We start from the raw sequence: 13,672 nt of genomic DNA, 5'->3' as shown, positions 1-13,672 counted from the left end.
GAATCACGCCACCCGGACGGGGGAGCGGGCCCCGGGCTGTCCCGGGGGAACCACCACGGAGGCCGGCCGCGCCTTGGGCGCCGCGTCCAGGAACGTGCCCAGCAGCACCCAGCGCCGCGCCTCCCCTTCCGCACCGCGCCGCGCCACCACCGGCGTCGTGTAGTGCCAGAAGGGCAGCCGGTACACGGTGAGCCCGCCCACAGTGCTCACCCGGGCCATCTCCGACAGGTGGTTGTCCTTCTCGTAGATCAGGTACTGATGATCCACGCCGGGCATGGTGAGGCTCAGGTGCATGTCCACGTAGCCATCCCGGGCCTCCTCCTCCTCGGGGTGGTGATCATTGTGCGGCCCGGAGTAGTCCCCGGGGCCGTAGCACAGCACCTGGATGCCCCAGTTGCGGCGCAGCACGCGGCCGCTGACGGCGGCGGCGAAGCCCGCGAAGGTGTCCGAGCGCAGCATCCCCGTCAGCCCCACCGCCTCCGCCGCCTTCCACGAGCGCGAGCGCCGATTCTCCAGGAGCGCCGTGCGCACCCGCACCGTCTTGGGGAGCAGCTCCATGTAGTTCATGGTCATCCCGGAGATGGAGTCCACGGGGATGGGGTCCTCCATGGGCACCACCAGCTCGCGCAGCGCCGCGTCGAGCGCGTTGCGGCACGCGGTGGCCTTGGCCACGTCCACCACGCCCTGCAGCGCGACGAAGCGCCGCGCGGGGTCCAGGAGCGCGCCCACCACCGCCTTGTCCTTGCCCTCCAGGATGCGGCGGCCCTTGGGGGTGAGCAGGTCTGCGAACTGGCTGGGGAATCGCTTCATGCCGCCCCGAATACGGCTTCACGCGCCCGTTGTCCTGCGGAATGCGCGGAGCGACCCGCCAGGTGTGCCCGAGCGCCCACCCGACTTCGACGCCATGCGTCATACATGGCGTCCGTGTGAAATTTCGCTGGGCGGAAACCTTTACCGGACTCCTGCGATAACCTCCCAATCGTCGAACTCCGGAGACTCCCCCAGGCATGGACCCCATCCGCAGCCGCCCCCGCGTCGTCAGCTCGAACCCCTCCACGTCGCTCCAGCCGCAGGCGGAGGCGCGTCCGACGGCGGCGCCCGCTCGTGCCAACGCGGTGGGGCACACGCAGCTGAGCACCTTCGAGGCGAAGCTCGTGGCGCCCGCGCAGGCGCAGGCGGCTCAGCCCACGCCGGGCGCGTGGCGGGGCGGGCCGGACACCGAGGTGGGCAAGGCCGTGAAGGCCATCTGGGACCGGATGCAGACCATGCCGGGCGCGGACATCTCCATCAAGGGTGACACGCCCGCGTCGCTGCTCGGTCGCGCCATCCTGGACGGCAAGAAGGTGTCCAACGAGCAGATCATCGCGATGTCCAAGGTGACGTTGGATCAGCTCGCGACGGATCCGAAGGACCGCGAGAAGGTGCTGAAGAAGGTGCCGAACGCGCGCGAGCTGCCGGTGCACAAGTTCACGGTGGCGATGCTGTCGGCGGCCACGGGGATTGATCCGCAGAAGCTGTCCGAGGCCTGTCCGGACCTGGGCCTGACGGGCGCCCCGGGCACCCCGCTGCTGTTCGCGGCGGACGGCGCGGGCCTGCAGCGCTCCACGGCGCTGCACGACTTCACCGACTACCTGCGCGGTGCGGGCATCAAGGGCCTGAACAAGGCCGTGTGGGGCGTCGAGAACCGCATCCTGTCCGCCATCGTCTCCGCGGTGGGCGGCGGGCGGTACTGAAGCACCGGCCACGCGTCACGCGCTGAGCCAGGCACCTGGGCCGTGTTCCTCGAGGGGAACACGGCCCTTCGTGTTTCCGGGGTCCGGCGTCGCGGCGGATCCGCGCGCGCTGATGACTGGAGCCAGTCCCCTGATGTCTGCAGTCATCGGCTGGGGGCCCGAATGGGGAGCACCGCCTCAGTGAAGTCGCGGGGTTGCGAAGCCGGAAGGGCTGGCATCCGCGCTGCAATGAGGGAGAGCACGGGCGAGACGATGAACTCCTCGCCGCAGCGGTCCCCCATCGCTGTCCTGAAACAGGTGCTCTCATGGTCAAGCTCAAGGTCCCGTCGTTCTCCTCCCCGAAGCTGAACAAGAACCCGGCGGAGTCGGTCGCCCCGCCGAAGAAGACGCCCATCTCGGCCCCCGCGCCGCAGGACACGAAGTTCCGCAACCCCACGAACTCGCCCGGGGCGTCGGACCCGAAGTTCCGCAACCCCACGAACTCGCCTGGGGCGTCGGACCCGAAGTTCCGCAACCCCACGAACTCGCCTGGGCCTCTGCAGCGGCCGACGGATGGGTTCGAGGGCAAGAACCCCTTTGGCGGCCGGGGCGCCCGGGCGATGGATGCCCTCTCGAACATCTCGGGGATCGCCGCGCCCGCGATGGAGACGCTCGCGAACGTGTCGGGGGTCGCACCGCTCGCGATGCAGGCGCTCTCGCCCATGATGGCCGGCGGACTCCCGGCGGCGGGGCAGCTCGCGCCCATGATGGCCGGTGGGCTCCCGGGCGCGGCGCAGCTCTCCCCCATGATGGCCGGCGGACTCCCTGGCGCGGAGCAGCTCTCCCCCATGATGGCCGGCGGACTGCCCGGGGCGGCGCAGCTGTCGCCCATGATGGCCGGCGGACTGCCGGCGATGGACTCCCTGTCGCCGATGCAGCAGGGCCTGCCCGCGATGGGGGGATTCTCGCCCATGCAGCAGGGGCTGCCGGCGATGGACACCTTGTCGCCGATGCAGCAGGGCCTGCCCGCGATGGGGGGATTCTCGCCGATGCAGCAGGGAATGCCCTCGCTGGGCGCGCTCCCGCAGGACCTCGGGCTCCCGATGGCGCCTCCGATGATGACGCCGAACATGCTGGAGGGCCTGCAGGTGCCCTCGCTGCCGGGGCCGGCCCAGTTCGGGCCTCGCGGGATGCCTTCGGAGTTCCAGGACCTCTCTCCGGCGCTCACCCACGAGCCCGCCAACCCCGCGCCGCGTGGGCTGCCCCCGCAGCTGAGGGACATGCTGCCGGCCCGTGAGGCCACGCCGCGTGTCGCGCAGCAGGCCGAGCCGGAGTCCTCGGGCATCCCGAGCGCCAATGACAAGCGCCCGGCCGGTGACAAGCGCTCGGCGGCGCAGATCGTCGACGACTCGCCGGCGCTGAAGAACCTGGGCCGTCAGAAGGACATCAAGTTCGACCAGCTCTGCAAGCAGACGGGCATCGACCCGAAGCTGGACCTGAAGGACGCGAAGCAGAACCCGGACGCGGTGTTCCGCCTGGCCAAGGTGCTGGAGTTCATCGACAGCGCGAAGGCGTCCAACGGCGGGGACCGCGACAGCAAGGTGAAGGGCGGCAAGGGTGACGGCAACATCGAGGGCATCACGAAGGACGGTGATGCGCGCCACGGCACCGAGGCTGGCATGGTGAAGGACTTCGCGGAGAAGGGTTACTCGTTCCTGGGTGAGCAGAAGCTGCCGGAGACGAAGGACACGCACGTGAAGGCGGACGGCAGCAACAAGGACAACTTCCAGTGGGCCGCGGGTGAGGCGGGCAAGCACCTGTGGTTCCTGCCGGGGGTGAGCAACGTGCTGACGGGCATCGGCAACTCGGAGGGTGGCGTGAAGGGCGTGTTCGAGGGCGCGGCCAAGGGCGCCCTCAACACAGTGAAGGGCGCGGCCGAGGGTGTGCTCGGCGCCGTCACCACGGGCCGCATCAACCCGGCCTCGCTCATCCTGGGTGGCGCGGCGGGCGCGCTGGCCAACACGGAGGCCGCGCCCCAGCCGGTGAAGGACATCGCCAGCATGCTGTGAGCTTGAATTGAAGTGGAGTGGTGACCCGAGCGGGGGATCTGCTCGGTAGAGGGGCCCTCGGAGCGACCTTGCGGCGGCAGGGAAGCTCCGAGGGCCTTTCTGTTTTCGAGCCGGGTCGTCGAAGCGCGCCGGCATGGCGAAGTGCTCGGTGGATGCATCGAGCCACGGGGAGTCTCGCCAGGCGCGAAGAGCATCCTCACGAACGTCTGGCCATCATCGCGGCAGCGGACCCGAACCGTCAGGCGTCGGGAGTCGGCGCTCCACCGGCGAGCTTCACACGAGCAGCCTCGAGTCGCTTGGCTCGGACCTTTCCCGCGACGCCGAGCAGACGTCGGTCACGCTCCCAGCGCTCACGGGTGGCGGCATCGACCTGTGCCCACAAGGGCTCGATGGATGTCAGCGCCCGATTCACCAGTGCCAGTCCACCGCCGAGCGCCACATGGGTCGAGGCCGCCGTCGGATCCGCCTGAGCGAGGCCCCGCATCATCACCGCGAGCGAGAGCAGCTCCTCGAGCACGGCCTCCGGCCAGCCACAGCGCCGCGCCAGTTGGATGAGCCAGCCGAGGAGCGCGAGCTGGACGTGACAGTCCTCCACGGTGCGGAACGGCTTGAGGTAGCGCGTGTACCCATCACCTGGGAGCACCTCGTCCTTGGACACCGCGACGCCTTCGAGCCGCAGCTCCGCGTGGGGTACCTCGGGCACGAAGGGGAGCTCGGGCAGCTCGTTGACCGTGATGCCCGCGCGCTTCGCGTCGACCGTCACCATGCGAAGCCGGTTGCGCCCCTGCTCATCCTGGCCCTCCGTGGTGACGACGAGCAGCACCTCCGCGCGAGTGCCCAGCGTGACGAAGGCCTTCTCGCCCGTGAGGGAGCAGCCTGAAGCGATGGACTCGAGGCGCGTCTGGATGGCGTTGGGGTGGCCGCCCATGGGCTCGGTGGCGCAGAGCGCGACGGGCTTGTCCGCGGGGAGCATGGGGAACAGGAAGCGAAGGGCGGCCTGGTACCCGGAGGAGAACGCGTAGCCGAGCCGGTCCGCGCGGAACCCACCCGCGAGCGCCAGGTCCGCGGGCGCGGGGAAGCGGGACACCAGCTCCAGATGCCGGCGCCACCACGACTCGATGGAATCGAGCACGACGGGCTCGGGCGCCTCGGTGAGCAGGAAGTTCAGGATGGCATTCACGGTGCCACACTACACCAGCACCACCTGTCACCTGTCCCGCGAATCCATCCCGAAGCAGCGGCTCGAGACAATCACTGGACTGTCTTCACCTCGCCGACATCCGCCAGGCCTTGTTGGCAACGACAGTACATCCAGCCCCACCGTGACGAGAGCACCACATCCACCCTCGTCACGGCGAGCCCACGCTCCGTGATGCCACACGGGGCGCGGCAGGAAGCTCGGTGACGCCCTACCCCGCCATGCGCTTGCGACCGCCGGCGGACTTCTTGCCCTTCGTCGACTTCGCCGGCTTGGACGTCTTGCCCTTCACGGGCTTCTTCGCCGAGCGCGTCTTGGACGCGGACTTCGTCCCCGACTTCGCGCCCTTCTTGGCGTCCGACGTCTTCTTCGCGGCCTTCTTCTTCGCGGGAGCGGGCTTCTGCGGGGCGAGGATGGTCCCTCGGCACTTGGGCGAGCCACAGCGGCACACGTACAGCGCCTCGGACTCCTCGTCCATCTCCGGGGTGCGCTCGTAGGCGTAGTCGTAGACCAGCTCCTCCCCGAGCGCGATGTCGCGCAGGGCGAAGATGTAGATGCGCTTCTTGTCGATGAGCGCCTCGCAGTTCGGATCACACGAGTGGTTGATGTAGCGCGACTCGTTGTGAAGCGTGCCGGCATCGAGCACCGTCTTGCTGTCCAGGTTGAACAGGAAGGTGTGGTGACGGCCCATCGCCTCGTCGTCGTAGCGGCGGTCGGCCTCCGCCTGGTTGATGCGCTCACCGACGTACTCGATGAGGCGCTCATCCTTGCGGATGCGACGCGTGGCGAAGGCACCCGTGCCCTGGATGGACGACGGACGCAGCTCGAAGGGGAGAGGCTTGGAGGAAGGAACGAAATTGGGGGATGTCATGCGGAGTATGAGCGGCCCGGAGTTCACGTCGGCCGGGACGCTCCATCAACTGCCGGTGTAGCGTGCACCAGTCGGACTCTCGATGAAAGGCGCACGATGATGCGGTGGTGGCTCGTCCTGGGTGCAGTGAACGCGTTCCTGTCCGTGGCGGCGGGAGCTTTCGGGGCCCATGGCCTCAAGTCCCGGCTCTCCCCGGACCTGCTCGTCATCTTCGAGACCGGCGCGCGCTACCACATGTACCACGCGCTCGGACTCATCGCCGTCGGACTGTTGGGCACCCTGCGCCCCGCGCCACTGCTGAATGGTGCGGGCTGGGCCATGCTCGTGGGCATCCTCCTGTTCTCCGGGAGCCTCTACGCGCTCGCGCTCTCCGGCGTGCGCGCCCTGGGCGCCATCACCCCCCTGGGCGGCCTGGGCTTCCTCGCGGGATGGGCCCTGCTCGCCGTCGCCGCCTGGCGCTCGACCCCCTGAGCCGCCCGAGTCATTCCCGAACCAGCGGCGGCATCGGATACACCAGGTCCAACTCCCGGTTGTTCCGGATGCCGCACGCCTCGCGCTGCACCATGAGGTTCCACCGCTGGAGCTCCGCCTCCTTGCGGACCTCCCGGTAGCGCGCATGGCGCGCCGCGCGCGCCGTCCCCTGGGAGGCCAACAGCTCCCGCTCCGCGAGGGCCAGCGCCGCGAGCGCCTTCTCCAGCTTCTCGCCGGTGCGCCGCAGCGCGGACGCCTTCTCCTTCTGGAACTCGACCTCGACCGGCAACAACGCGTTGACGTTCTCGTTTCGGGCCATGCCCTCCCTCTAACCACCCGCGCGCCCCCCGGCAGCAGCGTCGATGAGCCCCGCTGAAGCGCTCCCTCAGCCCCGCTTGTCCCCACACCACCCGGGCGGCGAAGTGGCCCCTCTCCTGGTGGCGCGCCATCATCCCCTCCCCACACCCACGCCCCGGCACCGCCATGCGCGCCCTCCTCCTCGCCCTCGTCGTCACCACGGCCTCGGCCCAACAGCCCTCGAGCCCCACGCCGCCCAAGAGCTACGTGCTCCGCCCCACGAGCGTCTTCGACGGCGTCACCGCGAAGCCCCACACAGGCTGGGTGGTGGTCGTCACCGGTGAGCGCATCACCGCCGCCGGCCCCGCTGGCCAGGTCCAAATCCCCGAGGGCGCCGAGGAGGTCGACCTCGCCGGCGCCACGCTCCTGCCCGGCTTCATCGAGGGCCACTCCCACCTCTTCCTCCACCCGTACAACGAGGCGACGTGGAACGACCAGGTGCTGAAGGAGGCCCTGGCCCTGCGCGTGGCTCGGGCCACCCAGCACGCGAAAGCGACGCTGCTCGCGGGCTTCACCACCGCGCGCGACCTGGGCACCGAGGGCGCGGGTGACGCGGACGTCGGCCTCAAGCAGGCCATCCAGCAGGGCATCATCCCCGGCCCCCGCCTGCTGGTGGCCACGCGCGCGCTGGTGGCCAGCGGCACCTACGGCCCCAAGGGCTTCGCCCCCGAGTGGCACGTCCCGCAGGGCGCCGAGGAGGCCGACGGCGAGGACGCGCTGGTGCGCGCGGTGCGCGAACAGATGGGCCGGGGCGCGGACTGGGTGAAGGTCTACGGCGACTATCGCTGGGGGCCCGGTGGAGAGACGCGCCCCACCTACTCCGCCGAGGAGATGAAGCGCATCGTCGACACCGCGCGCGACGGCGGCCGCCCCGTCTCCGTGCACGCCAGCACGCCCGAGGGCATCCGCCGCGCGGTGCTCGCCGGCGCGGAGAGCATCGAGCACGGCGACAGCGGCACGACGGAGGTCTTCCGCCTCATGGCCCAGCGGGGCGTCTTCCTCTGCCCCACGCTCGCGGCCGGCGACGCGCTCTACCGCCACCACGGCTGGAAGAAGGGCGTGGACCCGGAGCCCGCCGCCATCCAGGCCAAGAAGGTCAGCTTCCGCGCCGCGCTCGCGGCCGGTGTCCCCATGTGCGTGGGCGGGGACTCGGGCGTCTTCGCGCATGGAGAGAACGGGCGCGAGCTGGAGCTGATGGTGGAGTACGGCATGACGCCCGTGCAGGTGCTCCAGGCGGCCACGTCCGGCAACGCCCGGATGCTGCACCGCGAGGACGCGCTCGGGCAGGTGAAGCCGGGGCTCCTCGCGGACCTGATTGCCGTGGACGGAGAGCCCACGAAGGACATCTCCGCCGTGCGCCGCGTGCGCTGGGTGATGAAGGGCGGCGTGCCCTACCGCCGCTGAGTGGCGAGCCCCACGCTCGCGGGGTCCACCGGCTCCGTCGCCGAGGGGATGAAGTCCACCGGCGGCGCGGAGGTCCCCGGCGTGGAGGTGCTCGCGGAGGCGCGGCGCCACGCGTCGCGCACGAGCATCACCGCCGCGGCCATCAACAGCCCGTTGCGCGTGAGCAAGAGCAGCGTCTGGGGGATGCCCAGCCCATCTTTGTACGTGGGCCCCACGAAGACGCCTCGGGACAGGATGGCCGCCACCAGGACGAGCACCGCCACCGCGCGCGAGCCGGACAAGAGCGACAGCGCCGCGGCGCCCATGAGCCACGTGAGGAACTGGGGACTGAGCACCGGGTTCAAGATGATGAAGGCCACCAGCGGCCCCAGCGCCAGTCGGGCGACGTCCTCCACCTTCTCCGGCATCTTGCGGCGCACCGACCACATGCCCAGCGCGGCCATGCCCAGCGAGCCCACCACCCACAGCCAGCGTGTCGTCGCCCGCACCCCCTCGGCGGCGGCGCCGTGCAGCTCGTACGCCGCGGGCGCGTGCACCCAGAGCACGCCCTTGACGAGCCCCAGGTGGTGCGCCGCCCACAGGAGCGACGCGCCGAGCGACTCGACCTGCAGTCCCCGGTCGACGTGGAACGACGCGAAGCCCCACCACGGCCACACGAAGCTCAGCGGCACCAGCGGCGCCACACCCAGGGTCAGCCCCATCACCAGCCGGCCCAGCGTGCCGCGCTTCCAGCACACCGCCACCGCCAGCGGCACCAGCACCACGGGGTAGAGCTTCGTCACGATGCCCACCGCGAGCGCCAGGCCCGCGAGCCCATCCCGGCGCCGCGCCAGCGCCACCAGCGCGCCCAGCGTGAGCAGCGCGGGGATGAGGTCGTAGCGCTTGAGGTAGTAGAGCGCCGCCGCCCACGACGTCACCGAGTACGCCAGACACGGGATGACGGAGCGCCACTGGCGGCCCCAGCGGCGCGCGCCCTCGCGGAGCAGCGTCCACTTGATGAGCCCGTCCATGATGGCCAGCTGCAGGCCGAACATGGGGACGAACTCCCACTGCGTGGTGCGCAGCCACGCGGCCGGGACGAACCAGAGCAGCGCGTAGGGCGGATACTCGAAGCGGAAGTCCTGGTTGGGGGTGGCCCCGGTGAGGAACGCGCGCGCCGTGCGGAAGTAGAGGTCCAGGTCACCGACGCGCGGCGAGAACGCGTACACCACGAGCGGCGTCACGCCGACGAGGAGCGCGACCCAATGCCAGGGGCCGAGGCGAACACGGGAATCAGCGGGGAGCGGCGGAGTGGGGGCGGACACGCGAGCGCACTCTGTCCAATCCCGACCATCCTTGTCGAGACATGCCGATGCCCCGCCCGGCCTGCGTGCGAGGAGGCAAGGCCCACCCGGGTTACGGACGCGCCACGGGGAGCGCCTTCACCTGCGTGAACAAACGCTCGACGTCCGCCCGGGCGCACAGGTCGGTCCCCTGGGACAGGAGCGCCGCGGTGCCGGAGGCGATGCCCCAGCGCAGGGCCTCCTCCGGGGACTGGCCCCGGGCGAGCGCCAGCGTCACCCCGGCCACGAAGCTGTCCCCGGCCCCCACGGAGCTGTGGGTTTCCACGGGAGGCGGCGAGGCGCGGAGCTGGACGTCGCGGGTGGTGAGCAGCGCGCCATCGGCGCCCATGGAGACGGCGAGAACCTGGGCGCGGCCCCGGGCGACCAGCTCCCGGGCGGCCGAGGCCTGGGACTCCAGGTCCTCCACCTGCATGCCCGTCAGCTCCCGCAGCTCGCGGCGGTTGGGCTTGGCCAGGAACACACCCTCCTCCAGGGCGGCGGCGAGCGCCTTGCCGCTGGTGTCCACCACGCAGCGCACGCCGAGCTCCTTCGCCAGCCGGGCGACGCGGGCGTAGAAGTCCTCGGGGACACCCTGAGGCAGGCTGCCGCTGGCGACGATGAAGGCGGCGTCCTGGGACACCTCGCTCACGGCGGTGAGGCAGCGCTGCCATTCGCGCTCGGTGAGCACGGGGCCGGGGAGGATGAAGCGGTACTCGCGGGCGCTGTGGCCCTCGGCGACGGTGAAGCTCTCGCGGGTGGAGCCCTCCACGGGGATGGAGCGGCGCAGGAGGCCCTTCTCCTCCAGCAGCTCCTCGAGGAGCAGGCCGGTGGCGCCGCCCCGGGTGTAGACGGCGATGGACTCACCGCCGAGCTCGCGCACCACGCGGGCCACGTTGATGCCGCCGCCGCCAGGATCCCTCCGCACGGAGCCGCAGCGCAGCTTGTGCTCGGGCGTGACTTCCGGCACGGACGTCGCGACGTCGATGGCGGGGTTGAGCGTCAGCGTCACGATGTGCGCCATGTGCGGGGGCTCCAAGCATCGGAAGGTGGACGTCCCCACGGGGACGCATCGCGACAGCGTGCCCCAGCGGACGCGTCGGGCGCCAGCGGAGCGTTGTCATGGGGTGCGAGGGGTGCGAGAAGCGGCCCATGCCTGCATCACGGCGCCCCACGCGCGAGGAGCTCGACGCCGCCACTGGCCGTACCATGCCGGACCTCGTCGGCCCGGGGTTGCGCGTACTCTTCTGCGGCATCAATCCCAGCCTGTATTCGGTGGTGGTGGGGTACCACTTCGCGCGGCCGGGCAATCGCTTCTGGCCGACGATGCACCAGTCGGGCTTCACGCCCCGGCAGTTGTTGCCCTCGGAGCAGGGGGAGCTGTTGGGATTCGGGTTGGGAATCACCAACGTCGTCGACCGGGCCACGGCCACGGCCGACCAGCTCGATCACTCGGAGTTGAGGTCGGGCGCGAAGGGACTGGAGGCCAAGGTCCGCCGCCATCGACCGCGCTTCCTCGCGGTGCTGGGCGTGGGGGCGTACCGCACGGCGTTCGCGAGGCCCAAGGCGAAGCTGGGGCTCCAGCCGGAGACGCTCGGCGCCACGCGCCTGTGGGTGCTGCCGAATCCCAGCGGACTCAACGCCCACTACCAGCTCCCCGACCTGGCCAGACTCTTCGCGCAGCTCCGCCACGCGGCGGATGAAGGCTGACGGCAAGGTCCTCAGCGTCCTCGACGCGTCAGGTTCTTGATGGATATCCCCTGCGTGGCCAATGCTGGCACGGGGGCATTCATGCAAGCATTTGCCTGTCGAACCTGGCGGTCCTTTTGTCTATCGATTCTCGTAGGGGCGTGGATGGCCTGCGCCACGCCACCGCCCGCGCCCCTGCAGGAGGCATGGGAATCCGCGGAGCTCGAGTGCGAGGCTCCACATGAGGACCAGTGCGTCACCTTGCTGTGCCTCGGAGAAAGCTGCGGTTTCTATCGCTGCGAGGACAGCTTCGAGGGAGTGATTGAGCAGGCGCGGTTCCCACCGTCCCGCCCACCCGCCGCGGCAGCGGCTCCGGGAAGTGGGCCTCGCCGGAATTGGGGAGGTGCCCAGAAGCTGCCGGGCGAACCCATCATGACGTTCCCCAACTGGAATGGTCCGGAACGGGTCGTTCCGCCATCTCACCGACTTCCGCCTGGGCGATGGGAGAAGCATCACATCTTCCCCCAGGAAGAAGGGCTCGCGAGATGGTTCAAGCGGCAGGGCGTCAAGATCCACAGCTACACGCTACCGATTCCCTATGAGGTTCATCGGAGGATTCACGGTGGAGGCAATCGCGGCGGAGCGTGGAACGAAGCCTGGCGACAGTTTCAACGGGACAATGGCGAAGCGTCGCCGGAGGCGATCTTCAGACACGCGGGCGAGCTCATCTATCGCTTCCAGCTACTGGGTGGCCCCATCCAGTCGTACTATTCGCAGCCAGGGACGTGAGGGTGAATGCGACGATTTTTCTGGGTGGACGAGGACCGCGTCGCGGCGACCCGGCGAGGTGGGCTGGTGGACGCGTCCCACAAGTGGGGACTGCCGGGCCTGCGGACATGCCCCACCTGCGCGGTCACCTGGAGTGGCGCGGGGCACTACCTGCCCAGCGTCGACCTGTCGCGACTGACGGAGAGCGAGTCCTTCGAGGAGGCGCGACCCGAGCCCTACGAAGAGTTCATGCGGCTGCGCGACCTCGTCCGCCCGCTCGTGCCGCCCGCGGTCCAACTCCTCCCAGGGACTGAGTTCGGACCACTCGTCGGTAGAGTGACTGGGAAGGTCCCGGACTTCGCGTGGTCGGCGGCCGTCATGCTGATTCACAACGAGCCCTTTCACCGCCTTCAGGAGCAGGCAGTGAGCGGCCTCCGTGGCTTCCCGACCGAGCTGCGATTCCGCCAGAAGCAGCCCACAGAACTTCTGGAGCTCGAAATCCCACTCCGTGGGCGACTGCATCGAGACTGCATGCCGCCAGACCATCCGGGGCCATGCGAGACCTGCGGGCGAATGGGACTGAAGCGCCCCGACGACCCGATTCTGGACGCAGCCTCATTGCCAACCGAGGTGGACCTGTTCCGGCTCGGCAACCTCGCGACGATGGTCATCAGCACCGAACGATTCAAGGACGCCGTGAGCCACCTCGGACTCGAGGGGCTCACGTTCCGCGAAGTGCCGACACGCTGATGGAATGTCCGAGCAACGCTTCGCACCACGCCACTCGAACGGGCGCGACGGGATGCGCCGTCAGTCGAGCAGCCCCGCCTCGCGCGCGAAGCGGGTGACCACGGGCTGCACGTGAGGAAAGGCCGCGGCGTTGCAGGCCAGCAGGCCGCGCAGGTTCTGGAGCTCCGCGGTGTCGTAGCGATACGGCGTGCCGCCCAGGTCCGTGAGGATGCCACCCGCGGAGCGCAGCACCGCCTCCGGCGCGCAGTTGTCCCAGCGGTAGCTCTTGGAGCTGGTGTGCAGGTAGAGGTCCGCGACGGACTCTGCGAGCAGGCCACACTTGATGCCCACGGAGCCGGACTCGTACATGCGGACGATCCCCAGCCGCGCCGCAATCTGGTTCGTCAGCATCGAGCGATGCGAGCGCGACACCACCAGGCGCAACGACGACGGCTCCGCCACGTCCGATACTCGCAGGGCCCGGCGCGCTCCCGCCTCCTCCACGAAGCCGCCCTCCCCCACCACGCCCGAGTAGAGCTTGTCGCCCACCGGCCGATAGACGACGCCCAGCCGCGCCTCGCCGCCGATGGCCAGGCCGATGTGGATGGCGAACTCGCCGTTGCGGTTGACGAACTCCTGGGTGCCGTCGAGCGGGTCCACGAACCAGCACCGCTCGAAGCGCGTGGCCACCGCATCGTTCTCCGACTCCTCCGCCACCACGCCGTCCTTCGGGAAGGCCCGGTGCAGCGCGTCCACGATGAGCGCGTTGGCGCGGGTGTCGGCCTCGGTGACGGGCCCCTGCCCGCCCGCCTTGTCCTCCACCGCGAAGGGCGTGGCGTAGACCTGGAGCAGCACGGCGCCTGCTTCACGGGCGATTCGACGGGCGGTTTCCAGCTCGGTGTCGAGGGAGGGCATGGTCCTCACAGTCTGCCCCCGTTGCCCCGTTCCGGGGAGTCCCGAGCGAACAGACGTGGGGCGAACTGCCCCGCGCGGGGCGAATTGCCCCACCGCCGGATGACTGGCCCCGAGGAGAGATGCTGGCGCGGCTTCTGCACTGCAGGAAGCGAACCGTGAGCCCATGCGGG

At 70.2% G+C, this 13,672-nt stretch carries 14 protein-coding genes; 7 read left to right on the top strand and 7 right to left on the bottom strand.

The window, feature by feature from the left end; translation table 11 throughout:
* Window positions 1-3: 3 nt before the first annotated feature.
* Window positions 4-810 (bottom strand): hypothetical protein, encoded by an 807-nt coding sequence (locus tag LXT21_RS16930; RefSeq protein ID WP_254039182.1) that lies wholly within the window; start codon window positions 808-810, stop codon window positions 4-6.
* A gap of 197 nt (window positions 811-1,007) precedes the next feature.
* Here LXT21_RS16930 and LXT21_RS16925 point away from each other — a divergent pair, with 197 nt between their 5' ends.
* Together LXT21_RS16925 and LXT21_RS16920 are read left to right on the top strand one after the other, a co-directional pair.
* A complete protein-coding gene (locus tag LXT21_RS16925) occupies window positions 1,008-1,733 on the top strand; it encodes a hypothetical protein (RefSeq protein ID WP_254039181.1) in 726 nt (241 codons plus the stop codon).
* Between the two features lie 305 nt (window positions 1,734-2,038).
* The gene (locus tag LXT21_RS16920) at window positions 2,039-3,781 is read left to right on the top strand and encodes a mediator complex subunit 15 domain-containing protein (protein WP_254039180.1); all 1,743 of its coding nucleotides are present in this window, start codon (window positions 2,039-2,041) and stop codon (window positions 3,779-3,781) included.
* A gap of 238 nt (window positions 3,782-4,019) precedes the next feature.
* Here LXT21_RS16920 and LXT21_RS16915 read toward each other — a convergent pair whose 3' ends face one another.
* Both LXT21_RS16915 and LXT21_RS16910 read right to left on the bottom strand, forming a co-directional pair.
* A complete protein-coding gene (locus tag LXT21_RS16915; RefSeq protein WP_254039179.1) occupies window positions 4,020-4,961 on the bottom strand; it encodes an acyl-CoA dehydrogenase family protein in 942 nt (313 codons plus the stop codon).
* 229 nt (window positions 4,962-5,190) lie between these two features.
* Complete coding sequence (locus LXT21_RS16910; protein WP_254039178.1) at window positions 5,191-5,850, bottom strand: SET domain-containing protein; 660 nt, start codon at window positions 5,848-5,850, stop codon at window positions 5,191-5,193.
* A 96-nt stretch (window positions 5,851-5,946) separates the two neighbouring features.
* Here LXT21_RS16910 and LXT21_RS16905 point away from each other — a divergent pair, with 96 nt between their 5' ends.
* A complete protein-coding gene (locus LXT21_RS16905) occupies window positions 5,947-6,321 on the top strand; it encodes a DUF423 domain-containing protein (protein ID WP_074957182.1) in 375 nt (124 codons plus the stop codon).
* 10 nt (window positions 6,322-6,331) lie between these two features.
* Here the strand turns inward: LXT21_RS16905 and LXT21_RS16900 are convergent, their stop codons facing one another.
* The gene (locus LXT21_RS16900) at window positions 6,332-6,640 is read right to left on the bottom strand and encodes a hypothetical protein (protein WP_254039177.1); all 309 of its coding nucleotides are present in this window, start codon (window positions 6,638-6,640) and stop codon (window positions 6,332-6,334) included.
* Between the two features lie 164 nt (window positions 6,641-6,804).
* On the opposite strand from LXT21_RS16900, the gene LXT21_RS16895 reads away from it, so the two are divergent.
* Window positions 6,805-8,082 (top strand): metal-dependent hydrolase family protein, encoded by a 1,278-nt coding sequence (locus LXT21_RS16895; RefSeq protein ID WP_254039176.1) that lies wholly within the window; start codon window positions 6,805-6,807, stop codon window positions 8,080-8,082.
* On the opposite strand, the gene LXT21_RS16890 is transcribed toward LXT21_RS16895, so the two are convergent.
* Together LXT21_RS16890 and LXT21_RS16885 are read right to left on the bottom strand one after the other, a co-directional pair.
* Window positions 8,070-9,386, bottom strand: coding sequence for a glycosyltransferase 87 family protein (locus tag LXT21_RS16890; protein ID WP_254039175.1), 1,317 nt, complete (start codon window positions 9,384-9,386; stop codon window positions 8,070-8,072). The genes LXT21_RS16895 and LXT21_RS16890 overlap by 13 nt on opposite strands.
* 91 nt (window positions 9,387-9,477) lie before the next feature.
* Entirely contained in the window at window positions 9,478-10,425 is a 948-nt protein-coding gene (locus tag LXT21_RS16885; RefSeq protein WP_254039174.1) for a 1-phosphofructokinase family hexose kinase, read from the bottom strand.
* A gap of 128 nt (window positions 10,426-10,553) precedes the next feature.
* On the opposite strand from LXT21_RS16885, the gene mug reads away from it, so the two are divergent.
* The 3 genes from mug to sitI6 all read left to right on the top strand — a co-directional run bounded on the left by mug (window position 10,554) and on the right by sitI6 (window position 12,608).
* Window positions 10,554-11,111: a G/U mismatch-specific DNA glycosylase gene (gene mug / locus LXT21_RS16880; RefSeq protein WP_323394583.1), complete on the top strand. Its 558-nt coding sequence runs from the start codon at window positions 10,554-10,556 to the stop codon at window positions 11,109-11,111.
* Between the two features lie 81 nt (window positions 11,112-11,192).
* Complete coding sequence (gene sitA6 / locus LXT21_RS16875; RefSeq protein ID WP_256571740.1) at window positions 11,193-11,879, top strand: SitA6 family polymorphic toxin lipoprotein; 687 nt, start codon at window positions 11,193-11,195, stop codon at window positions 11,877-11,879.
* A 6-nt stretch (window positions 11,880-11,885) separates the two neighbouring features.
* The gene (gene sitI6 / locus LXT21_RS16870; RefSeq protein WP_254039172.1) at window positions 11,886-12,608 is read left to right on the top strand and encodes a SitI6 family double-CXXCG motif immunity protein; all 723 of its coding nucleotides are present in this window, start codon (window positions 11,886-11,888) and stop codon (window positions 12,606-12,608) included.
* A 60-nt stretch (window positions 12,609-12,668) separates the two neighbouring features.
* On the opposite strand, the gene LXT21_RS16865 is transcribed toward sitI6, so the two are convergent.
* Entirely contained in the window at window positions 12,669-13,502 is an 834-nt protein-coding gene (locus LXT21_RS16865) for a 3'(2'),5'-bisphosphate nucleotidase CysQ family protein (RefSeq protein ID WP_254039171.1), read from the bottom strand.
* Window positions 13,503-13,672: the final 170 nt, after the last annotated feature.

The organism is Myxococcus guangdongensis (assembly GCF_024198255.1).
Taxonomy (GTDB): Bacteria; Myxococcota; Myxococcia; order Myxococcales; family Myxococcaceae; genus Myxococcus; species Myxococcus guangdongensis.
This window is presented reverse-complemented; position numbering and strand designations above follow the sequence as displayed.

What these genes read in the sequence shown, in the direction of transcription:
- LXT21_RS16930 (WP_254039182.1), bottom strand. Translation starts at nt 810, where the DNA reads ATGAAGCGATTCCCCAGCCAGTTCGCAGACCTGCTCACCCCCAAGGGC.
- LXT21_RS16925 (WP_254039181.1), top strand. Translation starts at nt 1,008, where the DNA reads ATGGACCCCATCCGCAGCCGCCCCCGCGTCGTCAGCTCGAACCCCTCC.
- LXT21_RS16920 (WP_254039180.1), top strand. Translation starts at nt 2,039, where the DNA reads ATGGTCAAGCTCAAGGTCCCGTCGTTCTCCTCCCCGAAGCTGAACAAG.
- LXT21_RS16910 (WP_254039178.1), bottom strand. Translation starts at nt 5,850, where the DNA reads ATGACATCCCCCAATTTCGTTCCTTCCTCCAAGCCTCTCCCCTTCGAG.
- LXT21_RS16905 (WP_074957182.1), top strand. Translation starts at nt 5,947, where the DNA reads ATGATGCGGTGGTGGCTCGTCCTGGGTGCAGTGAACGCGTTCCTGTCC.
- LXT21_RS16900 (WP_254039177.1), bottom strand. Translation starts at nt 6,640, where the DNA reads ATGGCCCGAAACGAGAACGTCAACGCGTTGTTGCCGGTCGAGGTCGAG.
- LXT21_RS16895 (WP_254039176.1), top strand. Translation starts at nt 6,805, where the DNA reads ATGCGCGCCCTCCTCCTCGCCCTCGTCGTCACCACGGCCTCGGCCCAA.
- LXT21_RS16885 (WP_254039174.1), bottom strand. Translation starts at nt 10,425, where the DNA reads ATGGCGCACATCGTGACGCTGACGCTCAACCCCGCCATCGACGTCGCG.
- mug (WP_323394583.1), top strand. Translation starts at nt 10,554, where the DNA reads ATGCCTGCATCACGGCGCCCCACGCGCGAGGAGCTCGACGCCGCCACT.
- sitA6 (WP_256571740.1), top strand. Translation starts at nt 11,193, where the DNA reads ATGCAAGCATTTGCCTGTCGAACCTGGCGGTCCTTTTGTCTATCGATT.
- sitI6 (WP_254039172.1), top strand. Translation starts at nt 11,886, where the DNA reads ATGCGACGATTTTTCTGGGTGGACGAGGACCGCGTCGCGGCGACCCGG.
- LXT21_RS16865 (WP_254039171.1), bottom strand. Translation starts at nt 13,502, where the DNA reads ATGCCCTCCCTCGACACCGAGCTGGAAACCGCCCGTCGAATCGCCCGT.